The organism is Maledivibacter sp., from assembly GCA_025210375.1.
Taxonomy (GTDB): domain Bacteria; phylum Bacillota; class Clostridia; order Peptostreptococcales; family Caminicellaceae; genus JAOASB01.
Map to the genome: position 1 here is coordinate 95,107 of JAOASB010000019.1, position 24,843 is coordinate 119,949.

23 protein-coding genes are annotated in these 24,843 nt (G+C 32.8%); 2 read left to right on the top strand and 21 right to left on the bottom strand.

The features are described 5' to 3' along the window. Positions 1 to 5: 5 nt before the first annotated feature. The 14 genes from folE to N4A68_06500 all read right to left on the bottom strand — a co-directional run bounded on the left by folE (position 6) and on the right by N4A68_06500 (position 14,955). On the bottom strand, positions 6 to 572 hold the full coding sequence (folE, locus tag N4A68_06435; GenBank protein ID MCT4563944.1) for a GTP cyclohydrolase I FolE: 567 nt from the start codon (positions 570 to 572) through the stop codon (positions 6 to 8). Positions 573 to 591: 19 nt separating this feature from the next. Beyond that, complete coding sequence (locus N4A68_06440; GenBank protein ID MCT4563945.1) at positions 592 to 1,308, bottom strand: hypothetical protein; 717 nt, start codon at positions 1,306 to 1,308, stop codon at positions 592 to 594. 425 nt (positions 1,309 to 1,733) lie between these two features. Continuing rightward, positions 1,734 to 2,654 (bottom strand): ROK family protein, encoded by a 921-nt coding sequence (locus N4A68_06445; protein MCT4563946.1) that lies wholly within the window; start codon positions 2,652 to 2,654, stop codon positions 1,734 to 1,736. Between the two features lie 32 nt (positions 2,655 to 2,686). Next, complete coding sequence (locus N4A68_06450) at positions 2,687 to 3,451, bottom strand: copper homeostasis protein CutC (GenBank protein ID MCT4563947.1); 765 nt, start codon at positions 3,449 to 3,451, stop codon at positions 2,687 to 2,689. A 4-nt stretch (positions 3,452 to 3,455) separates the two neighbouring features. Then, on the bottom strand, positions 3,456 to 4,961 hold the full coding sequence (locus N4A68_06455; GenBank protein ID MCT4563948.1) for a M81 family metallopeptidase: 1,506 nt from the start codon (positions 4,959 to 4,961) through the stop codon (positions 3,456 to 3,458). Between the two features lie 20 nt (positions 4,962 to 4,981). Then, complete coding sequence (locus N4A68_06460; GenBank protein MCT4563949.1) at positions 4,982 to 5,950, bottom strand: dipeptide ABC transporter ATP-binding protein; 969 nt, start codon at positions 5,948 to 5,950, stop codon at positions 4,982 to 4,984. Next, on the bottom strand, positions 5,943 to 6,932 hold the full coding sequence (locus N4A68_06465) for an ABC transporter ATP-binding protein (GenBank protein ID MCT4563950.1): 990 nt from the start codon (positions 6,930 to 6,932) through the stop codon (positions 5,943 to 5,945). Before N4A68_06465 ends, N4A68_06460 begins: the two co-directional genes overlap by 8 nt. Before the next feature lie 9 nt (positions 6,933 to 6,941). Then, positions 6,942 to 7,805, bottom strand: coding sequence for an ABC transporter permease subunit (locus N4A68_06470; protein ID MCT4563951.1), 864 nt, complete (start codon positions 7,803 to 7,805; stop codon positions 6,942 to 6,944). Positions 7,806 to 7,817: 12 nt separating this feature from the next. Further along, positions 7,818 to 8,738, bottom strand: a complete 921-nt coding sequence (locus N4A68_06475; GenBank protein ID MCT4563952.1) for an ABC transporter permease subunit — start codon at positions 8,736 to 8,738, stop codon at positions 7,818 to 7,820. 69 nt (positions 8,739 to 8,807) lie between these two features. Then, positions 8,808 to 10,388, bottom strand: coding sequence for a glutathione ABC transporter substrate-binding protein (locus tag N4A68_06480; protein MCT4563953.1), 1,581 nt, complete (start codon positions 10,386 to 10,388; stop codon positions 8,808 to 8,810). A gap of 359 nt (positions 10,389 to 10,747) precedes the next feature. Then, entirely contained in the window at positions 10,748 to 11,917 is a 1,170-nt protein-coding gene (locus N4A68_06485; GenBank protein ID MCT4563954.1) for an ROK family transcriptional regulator, read from the bottom strand. Positions 11,918 to 12,131: 214 nt separating this feature from the next. Continuing rightward, positions 12,132 to 12,956, bottom strand: coding sequence for an aminotransferase class IV (locus N4A68_06490; GenBank protein ID MCT4563955.1), 825 nt, complete (start codon positions 12,954 to 12,956; stop codon positions 12,132 to 12,134). A 21-nt stretch (positions 12,957 to 12,977) separates the two neighbouring features. Next, entirely contained in the window at positions 12,978 to 14,363 is a 1,386-nt protein-coding gene (pabB, locus tag N4A68_06495) for an aminodeoxychorismate synthase component I (GenBank protein ID MCT4563956.1), read from the bottom strand. 4 nt (positions 14,364 to 14,367) lie between these two features. Further along, the gene (locus N4A68_06500; protein ID MCT4563957.1) at positions 14,368 to 14,955 is read right to left on the bottom strand and encodes an aminodeoxychorismate/anthranilate synthase component II; all 588 of its coding nucleotides are present in this window, start codon (positions 14,953 to 14,955) and stop codon (positions 14,368 to 14,370) included. A gap of 173 nt (positions 14,956 to 15,128) precedes the next feature. On the opposite strand from N4A68_06500, the gene N4A68_06505 reads away from it, so the two are divergent. Continuing rightward, positions 15,129 to 15,977, top strand: a complete 849-nt coding sequence (locus N4A68_06505) for a sugar phosphate isomerase/epimerase (GenBank protein MCT4563958.1) — start codon at positions 15,129 to 15,131, stop codon at positions 15,975 to 15,977. A 101-nt stretch (positions 15,978 to 16,078) separates the two neighbouring features. Here N4A68_06505 and N4A68_06510 read toward each other — a convergent pair whose 3' ends face one another. The 6 genes from N4A68_06510 to N4A68_06535 all read right to left on the bottom strand — a co-directional run bounded on the left by N4A68_06510 (position 16,079) and on the right by N4A68_06535 (position 23,273). Beyond that, entirely contained in the window at positions 16,079 to 16,459 is a 381-nt protein-coding gene (locus tag N4A68_06510; GenBank protein ID MCT4563959.1) for a NusG domain II-containing protein, read from the bottom strand. A gap of 15 nt (positions 16,460 to 16,474) precedes the next feature. Then, complete coding sequence (locus N4A68_06515) at positions 16,475 to 17,839, bottom strand: HAMP domain-containing histidine kinase (GenBank protein ID MCT4563960.1); 1,365 nt, start codon at positions 17,837 to 17,839, stop codon at positions 16,475 to 16,477. Continuing rightward, positions 17,817 to 18,491 (bottom strand): response regulator transcription factor, encoded by a 675-nt coding sequence (locus N4A68_06520; GenBank protein ID MCT4563961.1) that lies wholly within the window; start codon positions 18,489 to 18,491, stop codon positions 17,817 to 17,819. Before N4A68_06520 ends, N4A68_06515 begins: the two co-directional genes overlap by 23 nt. A 14-nt stretch (positions 18,492 to 18,505) precedes the next feature. Next, positions 18,506 to 20,245 carry an ABC transporter ATP-binding protein/permease gene (locus N4A68_06525; protein ID MCT4563962.1) on the bottom strand — a complete coding sequence of 580 codons (1,740 nt, stop codon included), beginning with the start codon at positions 20,243 to 20,245 and terminating at the stop codon, positions 18,506 to 18,508. Positions 20,246 to 20,328: 83 nt separating this feature from the next. Continuing rightward, positions 20,329 to 22,629, bottom strand: a complete 2,301-nt coding sequence (locus N4A68_06530; GenBank protein ID MCT4563963.1) for a UvrD-helicase domain-containing protein — start codon at positions 22,627 to 22,629, stop codon at positions 20,329 to 20,331. A gap of 392 nt (positions 22,630 to 23,021) precedes the next feature. Further along, the gene (locus tag N4A68_06535; GenBank protein ID MCT4563964.1) at positions 23,022 to 23,273 is read right to left on the bottom strand and encodes a hypothetical protein; all 252 of its coding nucleotides are present in this window, start codon (positions 23,271 to 23,273) and stop codon (positions 23,022 to 23,024) included. A 191-nt stretch (positions 23,274 to 23,464) separates the two neighbouring features. Between N4A68_06535 and N4A68_06540 the strand changes: the two genes are divergently transcribed. After that, positions 23,465 to 24,088, top strand: coding sequence for a CoA pyrophosphatase (locus tag N4A68_06540; GenBank protein ID MCT4563965.1), 624 nt, complete (start codon positions 23,465 to 23,467; stop codon positions 24,086 to 24,088). A 291-nt stretch (positions 24,089 to 24,379) separates the two neighbouring features. Here N4A68_06540 and N4A68_06545 read toward each other — a convergent pair whose 3' ends face one another. Continuing rightward, positions 24,380 to 24,742, bottom strand: coding sequence for a hypothetical protein (locus tag N4A68_06545; protein ID MCT4563966.1), 363 nt, complete (start codon positions 24,740 to 24,742; stop codon positions 24,380 to 24,382). Positions 24,743 to 24,843: the final 101 nt, after the last annotated feature.

The window sequence follows — 24,843 nt, forward strand, 5'->3', positions numbered from 1 at the left end:
CCCCATTATCTACCGAAATTTATCAATGACATAGCTTCTGCCCTGGCTTTGGCATCCTTATTGAATAATCCTCTCACTGCGGAGGTTACAGTTTTTGATCCCGATTTTTTTATACCCCTCATGGTCATACACATATGCTCTGCCTCTACAACAACTATCACGCCATGGGGGTCAAGCTTTTCCACAATGGTTTCTGCAATAGTTGCAGTAAGCCTTTCTTGAAGCTGTGGTCTTCTAGCAACGGTTTCAACGACTCTTGCAAGCTTGCTAAGTCCAGTAAGCTTGCCATTTTTAGGTAGATATCCGACATGGGCCTTCCCGAAAAAAGGAGCAAAATGATGCTCACACATTGAATAAAATGGGATATCCTTTACCAAAACTAGCTCTTCATGCTTCTCATCTTGAAAATATATTTCCAGATGCTTACCCGGATCTTCATTTAATCCAGCAAATATTTCCTCATACATATTTGCAATCCTTTTTGGTGTATCCTTCAATCCCTCTCTATCAGGATTTTCTCCAATAGCTGCTAAAATTTCTTTAACTGCCTTTTCAATTCTCTGCTTGTCCATATTTTTCCCTCTCTCCACTTCATATTAATAGAAACCTGTTTCTTTTCCAAACTTTTATAACTCCACCATAGGGCTCCAGTACATAATCAATTATTTCATTAAGTATTTTAAGCTTTTCATTTACCTCTTCTTCTTTAATAAACTCTATACATAAATTATATATAATATAGTCAAATTTTTGTATGCTTTTTAATATTTTTTTGTCCTTTGGTATCCAATAACCGTGAAGCTTATAATAGGAAGTTAAAGCATTATAGTAAAGATTATTCATTAAAAATTTTACACTTAATACATCTTTTTTTCTATTTAATATATCCTCAAAATTTTGATAGAGCTTGAATCTTATATAATCTATTTCATCCTTCTCTAATTTTTTTGGTCCCCTCATATATATATGTTTTATCTTTTCTAAAAGCTTTATTAAATTCTTATTAGTATTATATACAAATTTATAACTTTGTAGGGAATTTATTAAGAAGGGGATTTCATCGTTAATAGCTTTTTCAAATGATTTCAAGGACATATAGGATATATCAAATGATACACCCTCTATCCTAATCACTTCCCTTTCAAATTCATAGTCTTCATCTGTAATAACAAAAAGATCTATATCCCTCAAGGTATCTAAATATTCATTTTCTATCTTTACTCCTGCACCTATCATAAGTATGCTTAAAACATTTTCTCCCTTTAAAATACAATTTAGTTTCTCATAAAATATTTTTTCCGTTTCCATATACATCACCCTATAAAGCTTTCTTCCCCTATATTTTATATTTACTTAATCTGCAATGTTTATATTATTCCAAAGTATTTACACTTGAGCAAATTGCATAATTACTTTCTATAAAAACCATCTACTACATGTAGTTTTAAAATCCTCAAAGCTATACCATCAAATATGCTTATATCTTAAGCAATTAAATCAAGGATGATATTCGTATATGTAATTCTGCCAAGTAAGAGTTATGCAATTTCCTCACTTGATTATACATCTTTAAAATAATTGGGGTCAAACATAATATTGAATTGAATGACATTTATATTATTAATTAAACCAACAAATTTTTTGCATAAAAAAAGTGTAAGTGCTAAACATCATTATTTTGATGTCTTGCGCTTACATTTTTATCGTACCGAAAGCTATCCACCATATCGGATTCAAACTTCTTTATTATGATTCAATGCAATATAACATGCTCCTAAAATACCTGCATCATTTCCAAGCTGGGCTTGAACAATTCTTGTATATTCTCCATATGAGGGCATAACACGTTCTTTAAACAATTCATTTATATCATCAAGAAATGGCTTCCCTTGGTCAGAGATTCCTCCCCCTAAAACAATAAGCCCTGGATCAAATATATGGGTTATATTAACAAGACCTGTAACAATATGATTTAAAAATTCTTTATATGATTCTATTGCCCTCTCATCACCATTTTTAATTTTATTAAAAATATCCTTACCGCTCAAACTTTGTTCAGATAGACCTGACTTTAATGTATAGTTTCTTATCAATGCAGCGGTGGAGGCATATCTCTCAAAACAGCCTTTGCTGCCACAGTTGCAATCATCTCCGGATTCATTAATGATCATGTGCCCTACTTCTCCCGAGCCTCCCATAACTCCTTGGTAAAGCTCATCATTGATTATTATAGCTCCACCTACTCCAGTTCCAAGGGTAATACATACAAAGGTACTTACCCCCTTGCCTGCACCCTTCCAACTCTCTGCTAACGCTGCAGAATTTACATCATTCTCGACAAAACACTCCAGTCCAGTTTTAATTTTTACTTCTTTGGAAAGCTTTGTGCCCGTATATCCTGGTAAATTTTCACTTGCAAATATTATTTCTCCATTTTTACTGTCAACCTTGCCAGCAGTACTGATACCTACAGAATTAATATTATGATACTTATTTAATTCATTTATTTGCTTTATAATTAATTTTGGTATTTCTTCTTTACAATTATTCCTTGGTGTGTTTAATTTTGATTTAGCTAGAATCTCTCCTTGCTCATTTACCACTCCATACTTAATAAAAGTACCTCCGATGTCAAAACAAGCTACCTTTCTCATGCAACTCCTCCAATAAATATATAAGTTATAATCTAAACTTTACTTGCTCCCGCCATATCATTTTTTATATTATCAATAATATCCCTTGCCTTCTTGATGAGATCATAATCTGCTCTTTCCACCACAAATTCACTCTCCGGAGTATCCATTCTTTTAATACACTCTCTATATTCCATTTGACTACCAACATTCACCTTGCCGGACAAATGGTAATGAGTACATTTGGTTATTTTATACATCTCTTTTATATTGCCAGCATTTATTCCACAACCGGGCATAATGGTTATGGAGTCGCCAAACTTTTCTTGTATCTTTGCGATGTAATCTGCACCCTTTAACGCATTTGACCCTTGTCCTGATGTGAGAATTCTGCATATTCCCATTTCAATAAGACTAGGAATATCTTCTATAGGATTTTTTGCATCATCGAAGGCTCTATGAAGCACTACCTTAAGGGGGTATGCAACCTTTACAAGTTCCCTCATCCTATCAATATCTATCCTACCATCAGACAATAAAATACCAGTGACAATACCATCAAATCCAATTTGTTTTGCAATACTGATATCCTGCTTCATTGTTTCAAACTCATTATTATCGTATAAAAAATCTCCACTGCGAGGACGTATCATGACAAAAACTTCTATATCTTTAATTTCCTTTGCTCTCTGCATTAGCCCATAGCTTGGTGTCAATCCACCTATATTTAGGGCAGAACATAATTCTATCCTATCAGCTCCGGCATCTTTAGCTGTCATCATAGATGTATAAGAGTCAACACATACTTCTAATATCATAGGCTTATACCCCCTGTGGTATCAAATTATCCAAGGCGTTATATTCAAAGTCACTATCTAATGGAAATATTGGTCTCTTGACTTTTCTATAATCAAGGGTTTTTAAATCTTCATTTGTACTTCCCTTAGTAAGTGCCATTATACTACGTTTAGCTACTAAGCTCTGCTGATGTGTAAGATATCCAAGTTTACAAACTACTATTTCTGCCTCTTTAGGATCAACTCCTAAATCCGTAAACATCTCAGGTAATGTATATCCCACATGGGCCTCAGCAATTACTATATCCACTCCACAGCTACTAAACAACGCCAAATCTCCTTTAATCATTCCTTCCCTAGACCAATCCTTAATATAAGCCTTGACTGTTCCAGTTGCAGTAATAGGAGATGTAGTCACTGTATCAAATTTTGCACCGAATGTAAGTGTTATATCCTCACCTACTCGTCCCTCACATTGTTTTGTAGCTATTGGGTCATATATTCCACCATATATTACAGGTTTTTTGAGGTTATTGGTCCTATCATCGGACATAATTAATTTTAAAAAATCAGTACAATCAGAAGATGCCCCAGCGGTTGGATTGTCTCCAGAATCAGAGATATAAATAGGTAGTTTACCTTCTTTTACGGCCTCAAAGGCAACATCTAAAGCTTCCTTTTCATGATATGTTTCTGTATGGAAACAAAAATCATCCTTTTTAGACCAAATAAGCTGTGCCAATCTTACTGCTTCTTTTTGAGCTAGCTCATGGTCGCCATCTGCAACTACGTAAACAGCAATAGAACTATCTTCGTTATCCGCCCAAGGAAAACCCATTAAATATGAAGCGGCCAACACACCTTCTTTTTTCTCACATTCTCTGAGTGCTTCTATAAGTTCTATCATTGGCTCCACATTAGTTGACGACTGTTCTCCAGCAATCAAAATTGGCACCCTAACCCAAGCTGATTTTGCATTAACATTATTCTCAAGGGCATCTATTGTCATCTTTGCAGCATGTTCACCTGTCTCAAAGCAATCGGTATGGGGGGCACATTTATATCCTACAAAACCATCACAATTATCATGCATTCTTTTAGTCATAGTGGTGTGCATATCAAGGGAAGAAAAGATAGGTATATCGGGAAATATACTCCTTAATTCTTCCAGAAAATATCCTTCTGCCTCTCCTTGCCCCTTAACTCTCATAGATCCATGTAAAGAAAGGGTTATAGCATCTAGGGGAGCCTCTTTTTGAGCTGCCTTTGCTCTCTTTATAATCTCGTTTTTTATCTTCATATAGAAATCATGATCTATCTCACCATTAGGAACTGCTCTAGCAAATACAGTGGGAATTATTTCATATCCTTTTCCCTGTAAAGTCTCTATAATTCCTGTTAATGAGTTGTTTCTGCGTAGATTATTAAAAACATCGTTTCCATATGTCACATTAAAATCTTTTTCACCAGCTGTTATTGGATTAAAGGAATTTGATTCGTGATGCATCCCTGCAATTAAGATTCTCTTCATTATAATTCATCCTCCATTCATTATGATGTCTTTAAATGACATGCAACTTTATGTCCAGGCTCGACTTCCAAAAGAGGTGGCATTGTTTTAAAACATTCATCCTTTGCATACATACATCTAGTACTAAAAGGACACCCCTTCGGCATATCAATAGGACTAGGTATATCCCCCTTTAATATTATACGCTGTCTTTTATGGGTAGGATCTGCAATAGGTACAGCCGATAATAATGCTTGTGTATAGGGATGTAATGGATTCTTATATAGTTTTTCCTTAGTGGTTATTTCCACCAAATATCCAAGATACATTACACCAATCCTATCGGATATCATCTCTACTACACTTAAGTCATGGGATATAAATAAATAAGTTAAATTAAATTCTTTTTGTAGCCTCTTAAATATATTTATTACCTGGGCTTGTATTGAAACATCAAGAGCTGATACAGGCTCATCGGCAATTATGAGTTGGGGATTAACTGTTAATGCCCTAGCTATACCTATCCTCTGTCTTTGTCCACCTGAAAACTCATGGGCATAGCCCTGTGCATGTCTTTCATTAAGTCCTACGGTTTCCAGAAGCTTTATAACAGTATCGTATCTTTCCTTTTTGGACATATCCGTATGTACCAATAAGGGTTCCCCTACTATATCTTTAATTTTCATTCTAGGATTAAGACTACCGTATGGATCTTGAAAAACCATTTGCATCTTTTTCCTAATAGGTCTCATTTGTGTAGGCGAATAATCGGTTATATTCTGATTTTCAAACCAAACTTCTCCAGAATCTGCATTTAATAGTTTATTAAGGATTCTACCCATGGTACTCTTGCCGCATCCACTTTCACCTACAATAGAAAGAGTCTCGCCACTTTTTATATCAAGAGAAACCCCATTTAAAGCATGTACATATTTGTTCTCTCCAAATAATGTCTTTGATGCCAGAAACGTCTTATAAATATCCTTTAATTGAATAAGAGGATTACTCATTAGTCTCACTCCTCCCCTGTATTAGATGACAACGACACTGCCTATTATCACCTACAGCAGTAAGCTTAGGCTCTTCTCTATGGCATATTTCCATTGCTTGACTACATCTTGGCGCAAATTTACATCCCTTTGGCATTTGAGACAAATCAGGAACTCTACCAGCAATATATGGTAATTCATCTACATTTCTTCCTATTCTAGGTACAGATGCGATTAATCCCTTAGTATAGGGATGTAATGGATTGCTGAATAAAGTAACAACGTCAGCCATCTCTACAATCCTACCACAATACATAACCATCACTCTGTCACACATTTCAGCAACTACACCTAAATCATGGGTAATAAGTAATACCCCAATTTTATTTTTTTCTTTTAACTCCACCATTAGCTCCATAACTTGTGCTTGAATTGTAACATCTAGGGCTGTTGTAGGTTCATCTGCAATTAACAACTTGGGATTACAGGACATTGCCATGGCTATCATTATTCTTTGAGACATACCACCTGATAGTTGATGAGGATATCTATTCATCACATCTTCTGGAACAGGTATTCCCACCCGCTTTATCATGTCGATAGCATGTTCTCTTGCCCTACTATTATCATATTTCAAATGAAGCTTTGTACACTCCATAAGCTGTTCACCAATTTTTAATACCGGATTAAGGGATGACATAGGATCTTGAAAAATCATGGCTACATCTCTACCCCTAATGTTTTTAATTTCATGTTTATTCATTTTTAATAAATCTTTATTTTCTAATAATATCTCCCCAGCTGCTACATTACCATTCTCCGGTAATAGTCCTAAAACAGATAAGGATGTAACCGATTTCCCACTGCCGGACTCACCAACAAGTCCAACAATTTCTTCCTTTTTTACATAAAAAGATACATCATTTACTGCAACGAGGCTTCCTTTATCCGTATGAAATTCTGTTTTTAAATTCTTTACATCTAATAATTTTTCTGACACCATTTCCCCTCCTTAATCTAGTTTAGGGTCTAGAGTGTCTCTGAGCCCATCACCCAATAAATTAAAAGCTAACACTGTAAAAAATATCATAAGTCCTGGATATAATAACATATGTGGTGAAACTCCAATATAATCTCTACCCGTTGATAACATAGCACCCCAGTCAGGATTAGTCGGACTTGCTCCAAACCCTAGAAAACTAAGGGAAGCTGCGGATATAATAGCAGTACCCATTCTCATTGTATAAGCAACTATAAGTGATGGTAGAGTGCCAGGGAAAACATGTTTTACCAATAGTCTAGTGTCGCTTACACCAATTGATCTACTAGCTTCTATATATAGAAGCTCCTTTATTGATAATGTAGAACTTCTAATAATCCTAGTAAAGGTTGGTATACCATAGATTGATATTGCTATAACCACATTGGTTAAGCCTGGTCCTATTATGGCAACAATGCCTATGGCCAATAGAAGACCTGGAAATGAGAATAAAATATCACAGAATCTCATTATTAGACTCTCTAATAAGCCTCCATAATAGCCTGCAATAATTCCTAGGATAGAACCAATAATAGCACCTGTAGTAACAGCTGTTAATGCAACGGATAATGATAATCTCGTCCCTGTGATAATGCGACTGAATACATCTCTACCATATTCATCAGTGCCAAATAAATGTTCTGAATTTGGAGGGCTCAACAAATTGTCATAATCAGTCGCAGAGATATCATATGGTGTAGGCTGAAAAACAGCTAAAATTAATAGAAAAATTATGAAGCCTAGGGATACCACGGCAGACTTCTTTTTAAAAAACTTCCTTGAAAACTCCTTTATAGGATTTTCTATTTTAAAATCTTCATATTTAACTTCTTCCATAATCATTTCTCCTTATTGATATCTAATCTTCGGATTAGCTACTCCATAAAGCACATCCACAATTAAATTAATTATAATAAACTGAAATGTAAATATCAGCATAACAGTTTGAACAACTGTATAATCTCTAAATAATATTGAATCTATGAGTAGTCGTCCAAGTCCAGGTATTGCAAAAACCGTTTCTATTAGTACTGATCCTGCTAATAGAAAGCCAAACTGTAGCCCCACTATGGTTATTACATCTACAAGGGAATTTCTAAGGGCATGCTTATTTATAACAATAAATTCGCTCAATCCCTTTGCCCTAGATGTCCTAATGTAATTTTCCTTTAATATTTCAATCATTGATGATCTGGTGTAACGTGCTATCATAGCTGTAATACCTGCACCTAATGTGATTGAAGGTAATACATAGCTTGAAAGTGAATCTACTCCTGTTGTGGGAAACCAACCAAGCTTTACTGAGAATATTTGCATAAGCATAAGACCTAGCCAAAAAAGTGGAAGGGATATACCCGATGATGCAGCGATCATAACGATATAGTCAATTAATTTTCCACGCTTAATAGCAGATACTACACCTATACTTATTCCTGCAATCACAGACCATACTATAGAGAATATCGCAAGAATTAAAGTAGGTTTCATCCTTGGCATTATGACTTCCCAAACCGGTAGTCCTGTTTTAATTGATTTTCCCCAATTACCTGTCAATATTCCAACCATAAAATTCTTATATTGTACAATATAAGGATCATTTAGACCTAGCTGTTCTCTCATTATCTCTATCTCTTCTAAAGTTGCTTTTTGTCCTGCTACAATCCTAGCCGGATCCCCTGGTATCAAATGAATAAACATAAATATTATAATTGATACCACTATCATTAAGGGAATTATATTTAAAAGTCTTTTTAGGACATATTGTTTCACTTTTTCCCCCACTCTCTATTGAAATTTAAAGAGCAGTTAAATTGCTTTAACTACTCTTAATTTTATTCACTATTTACTAGTAGCTGCGTCTATAGCTTTTATGCCGCCACTTGGATCAACGAAGATTCCTTGTGTAGTATTTCTCTTAGCTGATAATAATACATCTGATCCCATGAATATCCATGGTGCATCATTCCAGATAACTTGTTGTAGTTCTTCATATATTTTAGCTCTTTTTTCAGGATCTACCTCTGTAGCACCTGCATCAATAAGTTCATCTGCCTTAGGGCTCATGTAGTATGATACATTAGGAGCTGTTGGAGGTATATTAGCACTATGGAATAATTTAGTAGTTGCACCATCGAAATCAAAAGCTGACCAGCTTACATACCACATATTAACTTTAGATTCCTCTGGAGTTTGAGGTGAATAAATAGACTCTGATAGAGTTCCCTCTTCCATTGGAACAACTTCTACCTCTATACCTATCTGAGCTAATTGCTGACTTATAAACTGCATACCTTTCATATTTTCAGTATCGTTTGGAGCCCAAATATGAGTTTTAAATCCATCTGGATATCCTGCCTCAGCCATAAGCTTCTTAGCTTTTTCTAAGTCATATTCATACTCTGGCTGAGCTACATGATAGTTTATAGTTGAAGGTACATGGGAAGTAAGTGGTACTGCATAACCAGACTTAACAACTTTAGCATAAGCTTTTTTATCTATAGCATGGTTAATAGCTTGTCTAACCTTTACATTTGAAAAAATATCCTTTGACATATTTAAGAATGTGAATCTTGCGATAGTAGAAGGGCCTTCTATTATTTCTATATTCTTGTCACCTTCCACAGCCTTAACTTGCTCTGTAGGCATTGGATAGATATAATCCGCCTCACCTGTTTGTAACATTGCTATTCTAGCACCATTCTCAACAACAGGTTTGAATGTAAGGGTATCAATCTTTGGTCCTTCTCTCCAATAGTTTTTGTTGGTTCTTACAACCATCTTATCTCCTGGAGTCCACTTTTCAAATACATATGGACCAGTTCCAACTGGGTTGGTAATAATTCCATCATTTCCATACTTCTCAAGGGCAGTTGGACTAATTATTGAAATAGATGCAATTCTATTAAGCATTGGTGCAAATGGAGTATCTAATTTAATTAGTAATGTATATTCGTCTATTACTTCTGTACTAACAACATGTAAAAGACTTCTACGTCTTCTTAAGTTATTATCTTTATTGCTAATTCTATCAAAGTTAGATTTAACGGCCTCTGCATTAAGTGCAGTTCCATCATGGAATGTAACTCCTTCTCTTATATGGAAGGTATATTCCAGTCCATCCTCAGACACTTCATAGCTTGTAGCTAAAGTAGGCTCTAAAGTCATATCTAGCTTATAGTCATATAGTGACTCATACATTGTACTAGCTGCTGATCCTGATAAAGTATCTGATATATCGTGTGGATCAAGGGAAATAATTTCGGCATTAACTGCTATTGTCATATTAACATCTTCATTTTCTGCTGCTGTGTTTTCCTTTGTCTCTTCCGGTGCCTTAGCTACTTCTTGGTTATTGCTAGAACATGCAACAACGGAAATAGACAATATAATTACCATAAATAAAGCAATTAGTTTTTTCATAAACAAGTCCCCCTCTAAATTTCTTCAGTAATGTTCATAGAATTAACGAAAACATTGTGTTTCAGAAGTTTATTTCTTGTTATCCCTCTGAATTATTTTAATTTCAACCTATCATGTTGCAGCTTTTTTAATTTCACCTCCTGTATACATCATTTATAATATATGCTACTAAAACCTAAATTTTCTATATTTAATATCAAAATAAACTATGTCATTTTAATATAAATATTGAGTATAGGGTCCTCATAGTATAAGTTAAAGTCTATACTAAAATCCCTATAGAAAATATAAGTAAATAGTCTAAAGCCAAACCTTATAAAGCCTCTAGTCAAAACTTCAATTTATACATATGTAAATTTTTAAATATCCAGACTCAAACAAACATCTAAAGCTAGGATCGCTGGCCCAATAATATCCGACTCACTTTTTAACTCGGAATACAATATTTTAAAAGTTCCTCTAAGAGGGGCCCAAATAGATGTTTTACATTTTTCCTCAACTTCTTTGATTATTTCTGGATATGCTTCAACTAAACTTCCTCTTAAAACTATAGTGTCGGGGTTATACATACAAACTATATTATTGATAGTTATACACATGTATGTTACAGCACGCTCTAAAATGCTTTCTGCCCAACTTTCTCCAATACTTGCCGCCTTAAATATTTCTTTTACATCAACTATCTTTCTTACTTTATTTGCTTCTTCAATTAGATTATCTTCAACTATAAATGTTTGAAGGCATCCACGTCTTCCACACTCACATAAAATCCCGTTTGGATCAATGGTTATATGTCCTATTTCTCCTGCGATATTTGTCACGCCTCTGAATATTTCACCATCTATTATTAGGGCTGATCCAACACCCCTTCCAAAGTTAACCAAAGCCGTCTTTCCTGAATTTTTTCCTACTCCATACAAACTTTCAGCTAAAGCCTCCAGCTTTACATCATTATCTACTATTGTTTTAATATTTAGTTTCCCCTCAATGGCTTGTGCCACGTTTACGTTTTCCCAGCCTAAAGGTGCTGAAAAAACAACCTCACCATTCTTAGAGTTAATGATACCAGGCAAGCTAACACCTATACCTATAATCTTCGAGGAATCTATTTTAGAATTCTTAATGGTATCACTAATAAGACTACAGGCTTTATCTATTAGTGTATCTGAACATATATCCTTGGGGTTAAGTTCAATCTTATTCTTGTATAAGATTTCACCTCCAAAATTTACAATTCCCACATTAATAATATGCTTGTTGATATATACACCTATGGTTATCACAGATTCTAAATTTAAATCTAATAGAATTGCTTTTCTTCCAACTCCCCCCGAGGAGGTTTCTGTTTCTCTAACTAATCCTAAATCAATCAACTTCCCAACAATTCTACTAACAGAAGTGGGACTCATGTTTGTTATCTTAACAATTTCTGCCCTGGATATAGAGCGTCTATTCCTAATAATATCTAGAATCATTTTTAAGTTATTTTGTTTTATATACTCTTGATCCCTTTTCTTTATTTTTTTCATATTCTACTCTCCAAATCCGAAGTTTATAACACCATATTATCAATTAATCTAATTTAACACTTAATTTTCATATTTGAATCAAATTATATACAAATTATGGATTTATATAGATATATTTTCTTCACTGATGTTATTAATATAGTATAATCATACCTTTTCTATATATGGCTGTCAATGTCCAATTATTATTTTATTTCTAAATATTTAGAAATCCTCATTTGTACAATTCTAAATTGTAAAGTGCCTTCATTTCTTTCATCAACTCCATGGTGAATCCATTAATTTTCAAGTCAAATTCTTTATCTTCCAGTAAACCTACAGGCATAATATCCATCAATGAATTAGTTAGAAAGATTTCATCGGCAGTGTATATATCCCGTTTTTCATATTCACCGATTGCCAGCTTTAACTCAAGATTATTTATTATCTTAATAACCTTATCCCTAAGTATTCCAGATAAAATGCCACACTCAATACTAGGTGTATAAACTGTTTTGTTTTTAATAAAGAAAACATTAGATATGGTTCCCTCGCAAACCCTTTGATTTATATTTAAAAATATGGATTCATCAAATCCCCTTTCCTTAGCTCTTTGCCTCTCCAATAGATTTTCTAAGTAGTTATTGGACTTAATATAAACAATAGGAGAGTAGGGGTTTCTTCTAATATCAGCAAAGCAAAGCTTAAATCCTTTTTTGTAGTTCTCCTCCGTATAGTTATTTTGCCTAGTAGTAATTAAAAGGCAAGGGTCATTATTGTTTTTAAAATAGGAAATTTTCAAACCACCATTTCTCAGTTTGTTTTTTTTAATTAACTCCTCACAGTAACCTTTTATAATGTCTTCATTGTATATAAATCTAAGTTTCAGAATATCAATTCCCTTTTCCATTCTTTCTATATGCTCTTTTAGAAAAAATATTTTTCCTTCATAAACCTTAATGGTTTCAAAAAGTCCATAGCCATAAGAAAAGCCTTCATTGAGTGGTGATATATGGACGTTATCAATATGAATTAATTTCCCATTTAAGCATGTATACATAATAACACTTCCAATTCAAATCTATTTACTATTCAATGCCATCATTAAGGCCTTTGCCTTGTGGAGGGTTTCTTCATATTCTAGCTCTGGATTGGAATCCCAAACTATTCCTCCTCCTACCTGAAAATATGCTTTCCCATTTTTACATAGTATAGTTCTGATAACTATATTAAGGTCTATTTCACCGTTAAATCCTATATATCCAATAGACCCAGTATAAACATTTCTTTGGGTTGGTTCCAGTTCATCTATTATTTCCATTGCTCTAATCTTAGGGGCTCCAGTAATTGATCCACCGGGAAAGGTAGAAGTAATAACATCTATTATTTGGCATTCATCCTTCATCTCCCCAATCACTGTTGATACCAAGTGGTATACCGTGGGATACTCTTCTAAATGAAAAAGCTGTGTTACCTCCACGGTTCCCGTTTTAGATATCCTCCCTAAATCATTTCTTTCAAGATCAACTATCATGAGAAGCTCAGCTTTATCCTTTTCACTGGACAATAGCTCTTTTCTATTTCTTATATCCTCATCTGAGTTTTTACCCCTTGGTCTTGTTCCCTTTATGGGTCTGGTTTCAACTCTTTTATCTTTGATCCTTATAAATCTTTCAGGGGAACTGCTTACAATGTGTCCTTCACCAAAATCTATAAAGCTCGCAAAGGGAGCTGGATTTATGGTTCTAAGCTTTCCATAAAGCTCATAGGGACTAGTATCTAATCCACATTCAAATCTTTGAGTGAGATTTGCTTGGTATATATCTCCACATTTTATATAATTCTTCAACTTTTCAAGGGCTTTAATATAGCTCTCTCTAGTAAAATTCGATTTGAAATCCTTTCTATTTTCCTCATATTCAATATTTATGTTAATTCTTTTGCCTTCCCCAGCTTTAATTGTTTTAATTATGGGATCTATAACCTTTCTAGCTTCATCCTTTATTCCAAGTGAAGCCACAAAGACCTTGTTTCTTCTATGATCGATTATAACAATACCATCATAAAACCCTAAAAAACAATCGGGTATATCTACATCATCCACTGCTGTTCTTGGAAGTTTCTCTATCTGGTGACATAGATCATAACCAAAGTACCCAACGACTCCTCCAATAAAGGGAAGGTCACATTTATAGTTCATATCATATTTAGCCAGTAATTTATTTAATTGAGCAAAGGGATTGCCCTTAAAACTCTTGATTTCTTTATCTTCTATAATATCAATATTTTCGTCTTTAGATTTAAAGACTATAAAGGGATCGAACCCAATAAAAGAATATTTTCCCAAGTAGTCATGATCCATTCCACTATCTAAGAAAAAACTGTAGGAATGATCTTTAAATAAAGAATAAAGCTCAAAGCTATTAAGATCTGTTTCAATTTCTTCAATTATAAATTTCTTCATCATATGCTCACCTGCTTATCATAAACTTTTTAGCTTCCCTTAAGAAATTTTCTAAAAGCTCCATTCCCATTTCTGTAAGTATTGCTTCTGGATGGAATTGAACACCCTCTATCAAATATTCTTTGTGCCTTATTCCCATTATTTCTCCTTCAAAGGTTTCAGCAGTTATTTCAAAGCACTCTGGCAGACTCTGTCTTTCTAAAACCAATGAATGATATCTCGTAACCTTAAGGGGATCATTTAATCCTTTAAATACCCCCTTATTTGTATGTCTTATAGGATGTACCTTTCCATGAACCGGTTGAATAGCCTTTATAACTTTTCCACCAAATACTTGTCCAATAGTCTGGTGTCCTAAACATATACCTAGTATAGGAATTTTTCCTTTAAATTCCTGCACTACATCCATACATACTCCCGATTCATTAGGTGTACATGGCCCTGGTGATAAAACTATCATCTGTGGTCTCAACCTATGGATTTCATCTATATCTATCCCATCATTTCTATAAACTAAAACATCTTCCTTTAAGCATTCTAGATACTGAACAAGGTTATAGGTGAAGGAATCGTAGTTATCTATCATCAATATCAAAATAATCTCTCCTCTTTTTAAGCATAAATCTATATTAGATTATATATTCCAAAAATATCCTAGGTCAAATAGTAAGTTTTAAATTCTATAAGGGTTTGCCAAAGTCTATTTAATATTAGATAATATCATTATGATAATTTTTTATATACAATCAAATAATTTGGAGGTTCAATATGAATATAGGATTTACTCTAGATGAAAAAATTTTTGATAGAATCCCACCTAATGAATTACTATTTAAAACAAATGAAATGGGTGCTTCAAGTATAGAAGTTAGTCCAGATAAAACAATATTACCTGGAAGTAACTATTGTGAAATAGCGAAGCTTTGTGATGAACTAAATATTGAAACAAATTATCACGTTCCATACTTTGCCCATGATTTCCTATATGAAATAATGAATTTTAATGAATACAGGAAAGATATCAAATGTAAATATGAATCCTTAGTATCTATTATTTCTGATATGCAAAGTATTATATGCAAGCCATCTATATTAACCATCCATGGAGCAGTTTATAAAGACCCCGCAAACAAGGAAAAAGCTCTTTATAATACCCTTAGCTTCCTTGACTGGTATTTGAATTTCTTAGATAAAAAAAATATTCAGCTTGAATTAGCTATAGAAACACTTAACAAAAATGAAGCTGCAATCGGAAGTTCTAGAGAGGATATAGTATATATATCCAGTGAATTCAAGGGTTCTCAGCTAGGTGTATGCCTTGATATATGCCATGATTCATTTAATTATTACCCGGGAAAAGCCCCCCTTGATAATGCCTTTTATGAAAATATAATCTATAGCCATATCCATGGAATAGATATAAAAAAGTCAATATCCCATATTTCCCTTAAAAAAAGTGATATTGATTTCAAAGAACAGATTGATTTTTTATTACAAAATAATTATAGTGGGATTATAAATTTAGAGCTTTTAGTTAATTTTTGTGGAGATAGTTATTTAAAGGATTTGTTTAATGATATAGATTATATTAAAAATCTTATAAATGTACGCCAATAAAACCTAGGGAACAAAAGCAGTCCCTGAGGTTTCCCCTTGGTTCCCTTTACAAACCCCGTTTTCTCCTATTAGGGTAAAAAAGTCTATTTTCTTCTATCACCCTAATAGGATAACCCATCAACTTCCCCTTTGCTATGCCCTTTTATCTCCACAACGACCTTATGGGGTAAACAAACAAGTATTTCTCCTGGTTTACTTATGGGCCCGTCTTTAACACAAATTTTATCGGGACAATCCGCATCTACTATTCCAACCATTCCATTTTCAATTTTGATAATATTTATACCTAGCTCAGTTTTAACAGTAAATTCTTCCCCATCCGATGCAGCATCAAGGGGGATTGTCTTTATCAATTCTCCATCCACATAAATATGCACGTATTTTTCTTCATAGCTTTTATCATTAAATATTTTCAAAACACCTAATGAAGCTATGGAAATGACAATTATTACAGCTATTATAATTACATCCAGACGTTTCATTTTGTTTCCTCTTTCCTATGATTTAGGTATCTTAATTCTAAAGGCCGCCCCAAGGTTTTCATGGTTATAGGCATAAATAGTTCCTCCATGGCCTTCGACTATTGCTTTGGTTATTGCCAATCCTATTCCACTTCCGCCTTTTTTACCCTTATAAAATCTATCAAATATCTTTTTTTCTTCATCGTTCTTAAAGCCTTGTCCATCGTCCATTACTTCTATTAATGTATATTTTCTCACATCTTCTATTTTAACAAATACTATCCTATTTCCATATCTGATCCCATTTCCTACTAGATTTATGAAGGCTCTTTTCATTTTTTCCTCGTCATAGTTGCCTAGTTTTACGCCTTCAGCTTCTAAACGTATTTCTATTCCCTTATCTAATGCCAATGATTTAACGGTCTTTATAGCATTATTTGCAATCTGAACTAAGTCAACTTCTTTAAGCTCAAATATCTCCTCCACATTTTCAAGCTTAGTTAAATAAATAATTTCATCTACTAATTTTTTCATTCTTTGACTCTCTTCAATAATAATATCTAGACTTTGATTTATATCGTCTCCTTCTATTACGCCATCCTTAATTCCCTCTGCATAGCCCTGGATGGACATAAGGGGGGTCTTAAGCTCATGGGAAGCATTCTGAAGAAACCTTCTCTGCCGCTCATCATAACTCTTTAGCTTATTAGCCATAATATTAAAGCTATTAGCCAATTCTTCTATTTCATCATTAGTGTTAATATATATTTTTTCATCAAAGTTTTTAACTGAGAAATTATTCATTTTGTTTCTAAGCCTCATCAATGGTTTAACTAAACTTCTTTCTAAAAATAAGCTGACAATAAGGGCAACCCCTGCTGCAACTAAAAAGCTTTTCAAAAGCATACGAAGCCTTACACTATTTAGTCCATTTAATTCCATTACCCTTGTCAGCAATACAACATAACCCATATTTCTGCTGTTATTTCCCTTTATGGGCACTTTAACAGTGACATACCCCTTTTCTTCAAACTCTTCTGCTTTTCTAAGCATTGCTAACATTTTTTTGTCACTACCATTGAAACTCGTATATATTGTATTCCCATCATTGTCCAAAACTATAATCCTAGCGTCTATATGCCGTCCTAAAATCTGTAAAGACCTGTTATTTGCTAACTTTTCTTTGATCCTTTCTCTCCGAAAAGGTATTCTTGATAGATTTTGAGCAATCTTTTTACCCTCCACTAAAAGTTCTTTTTTAGCTTGATCTACTAGATAATTTGTCAATATACTCTTAAAGGTAACTCCAACTACTAAAAAGGCTATGATTAAAACTAACATATAGCTTAATATAAGCTTCTTCCCTATTTTCCCTCTTTTACTCACTAATTTTATATCCATATCCCCACACCGTACTTATCTCAAGATGAGAATCCACATTTTTTAGTTTCTTTCTTATTCTCTTTACTAAGTCATCAATTACTCTTAGATCACCTAAATAATCATAGCCCCAAACATTTTCTATTAATTGCTCCCTTGTAAAGGGAATATTTTTATTTTTAATGAGAAACTCAATAAGTTCATATTCCTTTGTGGTTAACTTTAATTCTTTACCATCTTTTTCCGCAGTTCTTCTTTTTATATCGATAACTATATCCTTTGACTTTATTACCTCTTCAAGCCTTTCATTTTTCCCCATCCGACGGAAAATATTTTTTATTCTAACAACTAGTTCCCTTGGACTAAATGGCTTTGAAAGATAATCATCCCCGCCAATCTCTAAGCCTAATATCCTATCAAATTCTTCGTCCTTGGCGGATATAAATATTATGGGAATATCGCTTGTCTTTCTAATCTCTTTACAAAGCTCTATACCATCTATACCAGGCATCATTATATCAAGAACTATTAGATCCGGGCATAGCTCTTTGGTTTTACTTAATAAATTCATTCCATTTTCAAAAAGTGTTACTTTATAGCCTTCTTTTTCAAGATACTTCTTAACAAGCTCCCTTATGTTTTTCTCGTCATCTACAACAAAAATATGCTTCATTGACTACCACCCCATTATTTTATGATATGTGGAATATGTCCTTTAAACTGTGCCTTATACAGCTCCCAATAAATCCCCTCAAGCTTAATTAATTCTTCATGGCTTCCCTTTTCCTTAATACCGTTGTCAGTGAGGACTAAAATTTCATCGGCATTCTTTATAGTAGATAATCTGTGGGCTATGATAATGGTTGTTCTATCCTTAGCTAGATGCTCAATAGATTTCTGAATGGCAAGCTCCGTAGCATTATCTAGGGATGATGTGGCTTCATCTAATATCAATATAGGAGGATTCTTTAAAAACACCCTGGCTATAGCAATCCTTTGTTTTTGTCCACCGGAAAGCTTTACTCCTCGTTCTCCAACTATAGTATCGTATCCATTCTTAAGATCCATTATAAACTCATGTATATTTGCCTTTCTAGCGGCCTCTACAATCTCCCTATCCGTAGCATCGGGGTTACCATACAGTATATTTTCCCTTATTGTTCCCCAGAAAATAAATACATCCTGCTGGACAAAACCAATATTTTTTCTTAGGGAATGTAATTTTATATCTTTAATATTTGTGTTGTCAATTATGATATCTCCTTTTTGAGCTTCATAAAATCTAGGTATCAAGTTTGATATAGTTGTCTTGCCTACACCGGAAGGCCCTACTAGGGCAATAGTTTTTCCCGAATCGATCTTTAGGTTCACATCCTCTAATACCCATTCATCCTTGTCCCCATATCTAAAATATGTATTGATAAATTTGATTTCTCCCTTTGGATTCTTTAAGTCTATTGCATTTTCCCCATCAATTATGTCTGACTGTACATTCATTAATTCAACAAATCTTTCAAAACCCGCAATCCCAGATTGAAATTGTTGAGTAAATTGAATAAGTCTTCTAACGGGCCTAAGCATAAATGCCATGTATAAAAGATATGCGACTAAATCTCCCATACTAATCATATCATAGTATTTCAATATGCCCCCCAGTGAAATAACTACTACATTAAGCATATCCGCTAAAAAATGAGTTCCCGATGAAAAAACACCCATAGCTTTATAAGCAAATGTCCAGGACTCTCTATATGCCATATTATTAATTTCAAATTTATCCATCTCAAATTCTTCATTTGCAAAGGATTTTGAAAGCCTTATACCTGAAATACTATTTTCCAACTGTGCATTTATATCCGCATGATTTCTTCTTACATTTCTAAAGGCTATTGCCATAGCTTTTCTTTTGTTGATAGTAAATAATATAAGTAATATAACAAATAAAAATACCACTAGGGTTAATATCACATTAATTTTAAGTAAAATTATAAAGCTCCCAATAATCATAATCGAAGCTATAAATATATCCTCTGGCCCATGATGGGCAGTCTCAGCAATCTCCCTTAAATCTCCCACAAGTCTAGACATAATTTGCCCAGTTTTATTGTCATCAAAATATTTAAAGGGTAAAATCTGAATATGCTTAAATAAATCCTTTCGCATATCAAACTCAATCCTCGATCCCATAACATGTCCCCAGTATTGCATTATAAATTGACAAATCATTCTAATAATATACATTGCTATAATCAATATAGTAAAGGTAATTATTAATCTAATTTTACCATTAGGTATAAAATCATCTATAAAACTTCTCGAAAACATCGGAAAAACTAAGTCCAATGCTGCAACAACTATTGCACAAATCATATCCAATATAAAAAGCTTTTTATGGGGCTTATAATACGAAGCAAATCTTTTAATCATTTCTTCCTCCTATATAATGTTATCCCAATTATTATTGTAACATAATTTTTAAATAAAATAGTTTTCTATAGTCACCATGGTTATTATAATAAGTTATAGTAATTTTCATTTATACCCTTTATAAGCTCAGAGGGTTCTTCTCTATAATAAATATAAAGTTTGTGCAGTGCCCTTGTTATTGCAACATAAAATAGCTTTGTATGGAGTTCATCATTAAAATATATATCCTTAGAACAATCATATACCATTACTGCATCGAACTCTAATCCCTTAGCTAAATATGACGGAATAATAACTACCCCACCTTTATATTCTATATCCTTGTGGATAATTAACTGAACATCCCTTACCTGAAATTTATTTATTTTTTTATAAACTTCATTACTATGGATACTGGTCTTGCATATGATGGCAATTGACCTATGCCCTTCATTCTGTAGTATTCCTATATTTTTAGCCATTTCATTTATAATTGCTTCTTTACTTTCTTTTTGGATAATATAGGGCTTTTCTCCAGCCCTAAGGACAGGCTCCGCCAAAGTAATATCCGGTTTATTTAATTTTCTTATTACTTCATTTGCAAAATTCATTATTTCCATAGTGGACCTATAACATTTTTTTATGGTTAAATAATTTATTTTTCTATTTTTAAACACATTATTAATTATATCATTCCAATTATCTATACCTCTATATGAGTGAATCCCTTGGGATAGATCTCCGACTATAGTAAAGGAATTATTTGAACTTAGTTCCTTTAGGATCATCATTTGTAGAGGACTATAATCTTGGGCCTCATCAATGACTATATGGCTGAATCTTTTTTTCAAGCTTAATCCCATCAATTTATTTTTCATATATAATAATGGAGGTAAATCTTCTCTCTCAAAATATTCACCATCAAAAATCCTTTTAGAATACTCTATAATAAAATTTATATGCCCTTCCTCTAGTTCCCCGTTACAGTATTTATCTAGGTGAGCGTAATCAGTCAACAGCTCCCTATACAAATCTTCTGTTTTTATATCTCCCCACATTTTAAAATACTTAGCTATGGATGGTTGTATATTGCTATCTATTGAATTTAAAAGCCTATCCCTTTCATCATATATTTCTATAAGCTTTTTTCTTAGCTCTTTCTCATCACTTCTAAGTTTCTTTATTTCACTAACAAGCCCATTATATTTTCCATTAATCCTATCCTTTAAGCTATCTATCCTTTCATTTAAAGTCTGTTTAAAATATTTTCGTATTCTTTCTATTCTTGATGAAACAGGAAGATAGCTATAGTCTTTATAGAACATTTTTTTTATATCAGTGTAGGAATAAATAATATAGTCATTTATTTTAAGATCAATTGGTGGAACCAAGGTATTTATAAAGTCTTCAAGAAAATTATCGAGTATTTCTTTAAAAAGAGTTGAACCCTTAAAGGATGAAAAGAACTTAATATTGCGCCTTTGATGAAAAGAAAACGAATCATAATCTAACAATTTTAAAAGCTTGTCTTCACTATCTACAAATGTATATTCTCCTTCTAGAAGCTTTACTGCAATATCTTCAAAGGTAGATTGAGTAATTTCTTCTACCCCCAAATCCGGTAATACATCGCCTATATAATTTAAAAAAAGATTATTCGGTACAATAATGAGAATATTTTCAGGTTTTAAGATATCCTTATAGGTATACATTAGATAAGCAATTCTATGAAGAACTATTGTGGTTTTCCCACTCCCTGCAACCCCCTGTACTATAACTACATCCCCTTTATCAGCCCGTATAATATCATTCTGTTCACCCTGTATTGTCGTGACAATGTCCTTTAACCTATTGTCCTTCTTTTGCCACAGAGCCTTCTGTAGAAACTCATCCATTGGAGTTAAGCCCTTATCAAATATATTAACCAGCTGTCTATCTTCAATTTCATATTGTCTTTTTAGTTCTAAATCTCCCATTATTAAGCCTTGTGGTGCTGTATACATGGCTTCACCAAGCTCTCCACTATAGTATAAGCCTGCTATGGGAGCCCTCCAATCTATTATTAGCCTTTTATCATCTTCCCTTCTTACAAGACTAGTTTTTCCAATATAGAATGGTTCAAATTCATCTTTACCCAATTGTCGAAAATCTATTCTACCAAAATAGGGTTTGTTTTTAGCTCTTTTAAGCAGCCCCAATTTTTTAGCATTTATCTCGTACAAATGACTGGTTATTTCATATTCGTTGCTGTATCCTCCCCCGGATAATTTTCTAAATCCTTCTAATTGGTTTTTATATGTTTGTATCTCTTCCTGTAAATAAATCCCTTCTTTATCTATACACCCGCATGTATCCTTTAAATAATCTTTCTCCCCAATATAATCGGGATGCTTATTAGCTAACATACTTTATCCTCCTAAACTTTAATAAGTACCAATAATTATATATAATTTATGAATAAACTTAAAATAACGTAAAACGTCAATTAATTTAAGTCAATGCTAACACCAATAGTAAGATTTTCAAACCTATATTTTTCTTAGTTTTTCTAACTTTTTCTTGCCATAATGGCATTTTTAGTATATACTATTGTCAAAAGGTTACTTAAAAAACTTTTACATATTTTACCAATTATCAATCGTAAATTAAGCAGTTCCTGATGGAACTGCTTTGTTTTGTATAATCACTATTACTAGTAGATTTACAATAAAATTTTTTATCTAAAAAACCTATAAGAATGATCCCAACCTTAGAGCTTACAACTCAGAACTATAAAGATGCCTACAGGCACCTTTATTTATGCTTCCATATGATTTACTTTTACACCATCCAAGCCCTTTAATTCATCCATCATATTATTTATTCGTCTTCGTTCTCCCCTTAAGTTAACTGTGATTAAACCAGTATTTTCTTCTCTAGGATCGTGTATCCCAAATCTACCTAATATAAGTTCCCCATGCTCTGTTAAAATTTCTTGCACCCTTGGGGCAGAGTTAGTTCTATGGTCTATACTGATACTCATTACACTTAAGTGATCCATATTTGTCATATAAGCACCTCCAAAAATAATCTCTTTTTGTATTTTAGACTATAATATAAATATATATACATTCTGAAATGTATATATAAACTTTAGATTTATACTATAAAGAGTTTTAAGTAAGAGTTATGCAATTTCCTCATGTAAATGTTATAATAATAGAGATATTTATATACAATATGACTAATCGAGGTGGTTCTATGCAACTAGACAATATATATAATAAACTGAAATCAAGAAAGCCTGTTCCTGAAGGTAATTATAAATCCTATGGGGTATTGATTCCATTAATATATGTAAATGACAATATTCATCTTTTATTTGAAGTAAGATCTGAAAGTTTAAAAACTCAACCGGGAGAAATTTGCTTTCCAGGTGGAAAAATTGAAGAGAATGAATCCCCTTTACAATCCGCAATAAGAGAAACTTGTGAGGAATTAAATATAAAGGAATCGGATATAGAAATAATTGGACAAACTGACTACATAGTAACTCCTTTCAATTTAATAATATATCCATTTGTGGGTTTTATAAAAAATATAGATATCAAAAATATTAATTTTAATCTGGATGAGGTAGGTTCCATTTTCACAGTACCCATGGACTTTTTCGTAAACAACTCACCGGAAACATACTTTGTGAAGAATAATCTACAAATGTCAGAGGACTTTCCCTTTGAAAAAATTCAAAATGGCAAAGTTTATAATTTCAGATCTGGCAAATATCCTATATCATTTTACGAATATGATAAGCATATAATATGGGGAATAACAGCAAGAATAATAAACAATGTGATGAATATATTAAACCAAGATTATTTATAGAAAATTAAATTGTACTTTTTTTAACCTTCCTATAAATACTCTAAACTAAACAAAACTAATGGGATTTTTCAGAATAACGAAGAACTTTATTCATTCTGAAAAATCCCGGGGGCTGAATTAAAGGAATTAGCTTTTGATACAGCCCCCATTAAAAGGAGCTAGTGGATGGATATTAATAAAATTAACATTTAAAAGGGGGTGGTATTTTATACTTACCCTAGTTTAATGGCTTTAAACATTTTGACAATGTTTTTCAATTATTGCTTTTTTTAATAATTTCGCGGATTTCTATTATTCCATGACCTCTTTATTTATCTCTATTAATTGAACTTCTCCCTCAGAAGCTAATATTTCTAATTCTTCTATTACATATCCCTTAGAATATCTTACTTTTATTTTGGAATCATTTATTTTATATAATTCATATTTATCTAACATATTTGTATTAAGGAATTCTTCATTAAAAACCTTTCTTATATCATTTACAATGAATATATCAAAGTATTTTTTATCTAAAAGTATCTTAGAAATAATGTTTTGTATTTTTAAATTAATCGATTCTACTTTTCTAAGATCAAAGCTGAGCTTAAAATTCTCAATTATGAAACCAATGAAGACTGTCATTATAAGAGCATAGATCATTGCAATTAACATGAAGCATCACCCCTCGTTAAATTTTAAAACATATAATAAAATATAACAAATTACATCTCAAATTTCCTATAGATATTCCAGTTAAACAGTTAAGTTATGCT

Excerpts from the sequence above, each read along its gene's own strand:
- folE (MCT4563944.1), bottom strand. The coding sequence starts at position 572 with ATGGACAAGCAGAGAATTGAAAAGGCAGTTAAAGAAATTTTAGCAGCT.
- N4A68_06440 (MCT4563945.1), bottom strand. The coding sequence starts at position 1,308 with ATGGAAACGGAAAAAATATTTTATGAGAAACTAAATTGTATTTTAAAG.
- N4A68_06445 (MCT4563946.1), bottom strand. The coding sequence starts at position 2,654 with ATGAGAAAGGTAGCTTGTTTTGACATCGGAGGTACTTTTATTAAGTAT.
- N4A68_06450 (MCT4563947.1), bottom strand. The coding sequence starts at position 3,451 with ATGATATTAGAAGTATGTGTTGACTCTTATACATCTATGATGACAGCT.
- N4A68_06455 (MCT4563948.1), bottom strand. The coding sequence starts at position 4,961 with ATGAAGAGAATCTTAATTGCAGGGATGCATCACGAATCAAATTCCTTT.
- N4A68_06460 (MCT4563949.1), bottom strand. The coding sequence starts at position 5,950 with ATGAGTAATCCTCTTATTCAATTAAAGGATATTTATAAGACGTTTCTG.
- N4A68_06465 (MCT4563950.1), bottom strand. The coding sequence starts at position 6,932 with ATGGTGTCAGAAAAATTATTAGATGTAAAGAATTTAAAAACAGAATTT.
- N4A68_06470 (MCT4563951.1), bottom strand. The coding sequence starts at position 7,805 with ATGGAAGAAGTTAAATATGAAGATTTTAAAATAGAAAATCCTATAAAG.
- N4A68_06480 (MCT4563953.1), bottom strand. The coding sequence starts at position 10,388 with ATGAAAAAACTAATTGCTTTATTTATGGTAATTATATTGTCTATTTCC.
- N4A68_06485 (MCT4563954.1), bottom strand. The coding sequence starts at position 11,917 with ATGAAAAAAATAAAGAAAAGGGATCAAGAGTATATAAAACAAAATAAC.
- N4A68_06490 (MCT4563955.1), bottom strand. The coding sequence starts at position 12,956 with ATGTATACATGCTTAAATGGGAAATTAATTCATATTGATAACGTCCAT.
- pabB (MCT4563956.1), bottom strand. The coding sequence starts at position 14,363 with ATGATGAAGAAATTTATAATTGAAGAAATTGAAACAGATCTTAATAGC.
- N4A68_06505 (MCT4563958.1), top strand. The coding sequence starts at position 15,129 with ATGAATATAGGATTTACTCTAGATGAAAAAATTTTTGATAGAATCCCA.
- N4A68_06510 (MCT4563959.1), bottom strand. The coding sequence starts at position 16,459 with ATGAAACGTCTGGATGTAATTATAATAGCTGTAATAATTGTCATTTCC.
- N4A68_06515 (MCT4563960.1), bottom strand. The coding sequence starts at position 17,839 with ATGGATATAAAATTAGTGAGTAAAAGAGGGAAAATAGGGAAGAAGCTT.
- N4A68_06520 (MCT4563961.1), bottom strand. The coding sequence starts at position 18,491 with ATGAAGCATATTTTTGTTGTAGATGACGAGAAAAACATAAGGGAGCTT.
- N4A68_06525 (MCT4563962.1), bottom strand. The coding sequence starts at position 20,245 with ATGATTAAAAGATTTGCTTCGTATTATAAGCCCCATAAAAAGCTTTTT.
- N4A68_06530 (MCT4563963.1), bottom strand. The coding sequence starts at position 22,629 with ATGTTAGCTAATAAGCATCCCGATTATATTGGGGAGAAAGATTATTTA.
- N4A68_06535 (MCT4563964.1), bottom strand. The coding sequence starts at position 23,273 with ATGACAAATATGGATCACTTAAGTGTAATGAGTATCAGTATAGACCAT.
- N4A68_06540 (MCT4563965.1), top strand. The coding sequence starts at position 23,465 with ATGCAACTAGACAATATATATAATAAACTGAAATCAAGAAAGCCTGTT.
- N4A68_06545 (MCT4563966.1), bottom strand. The coding sequence starts at position 24,742 with ATGTTAATTGCAATGATCTATGCTCTTATAATGACAGTCTTCATTGGT.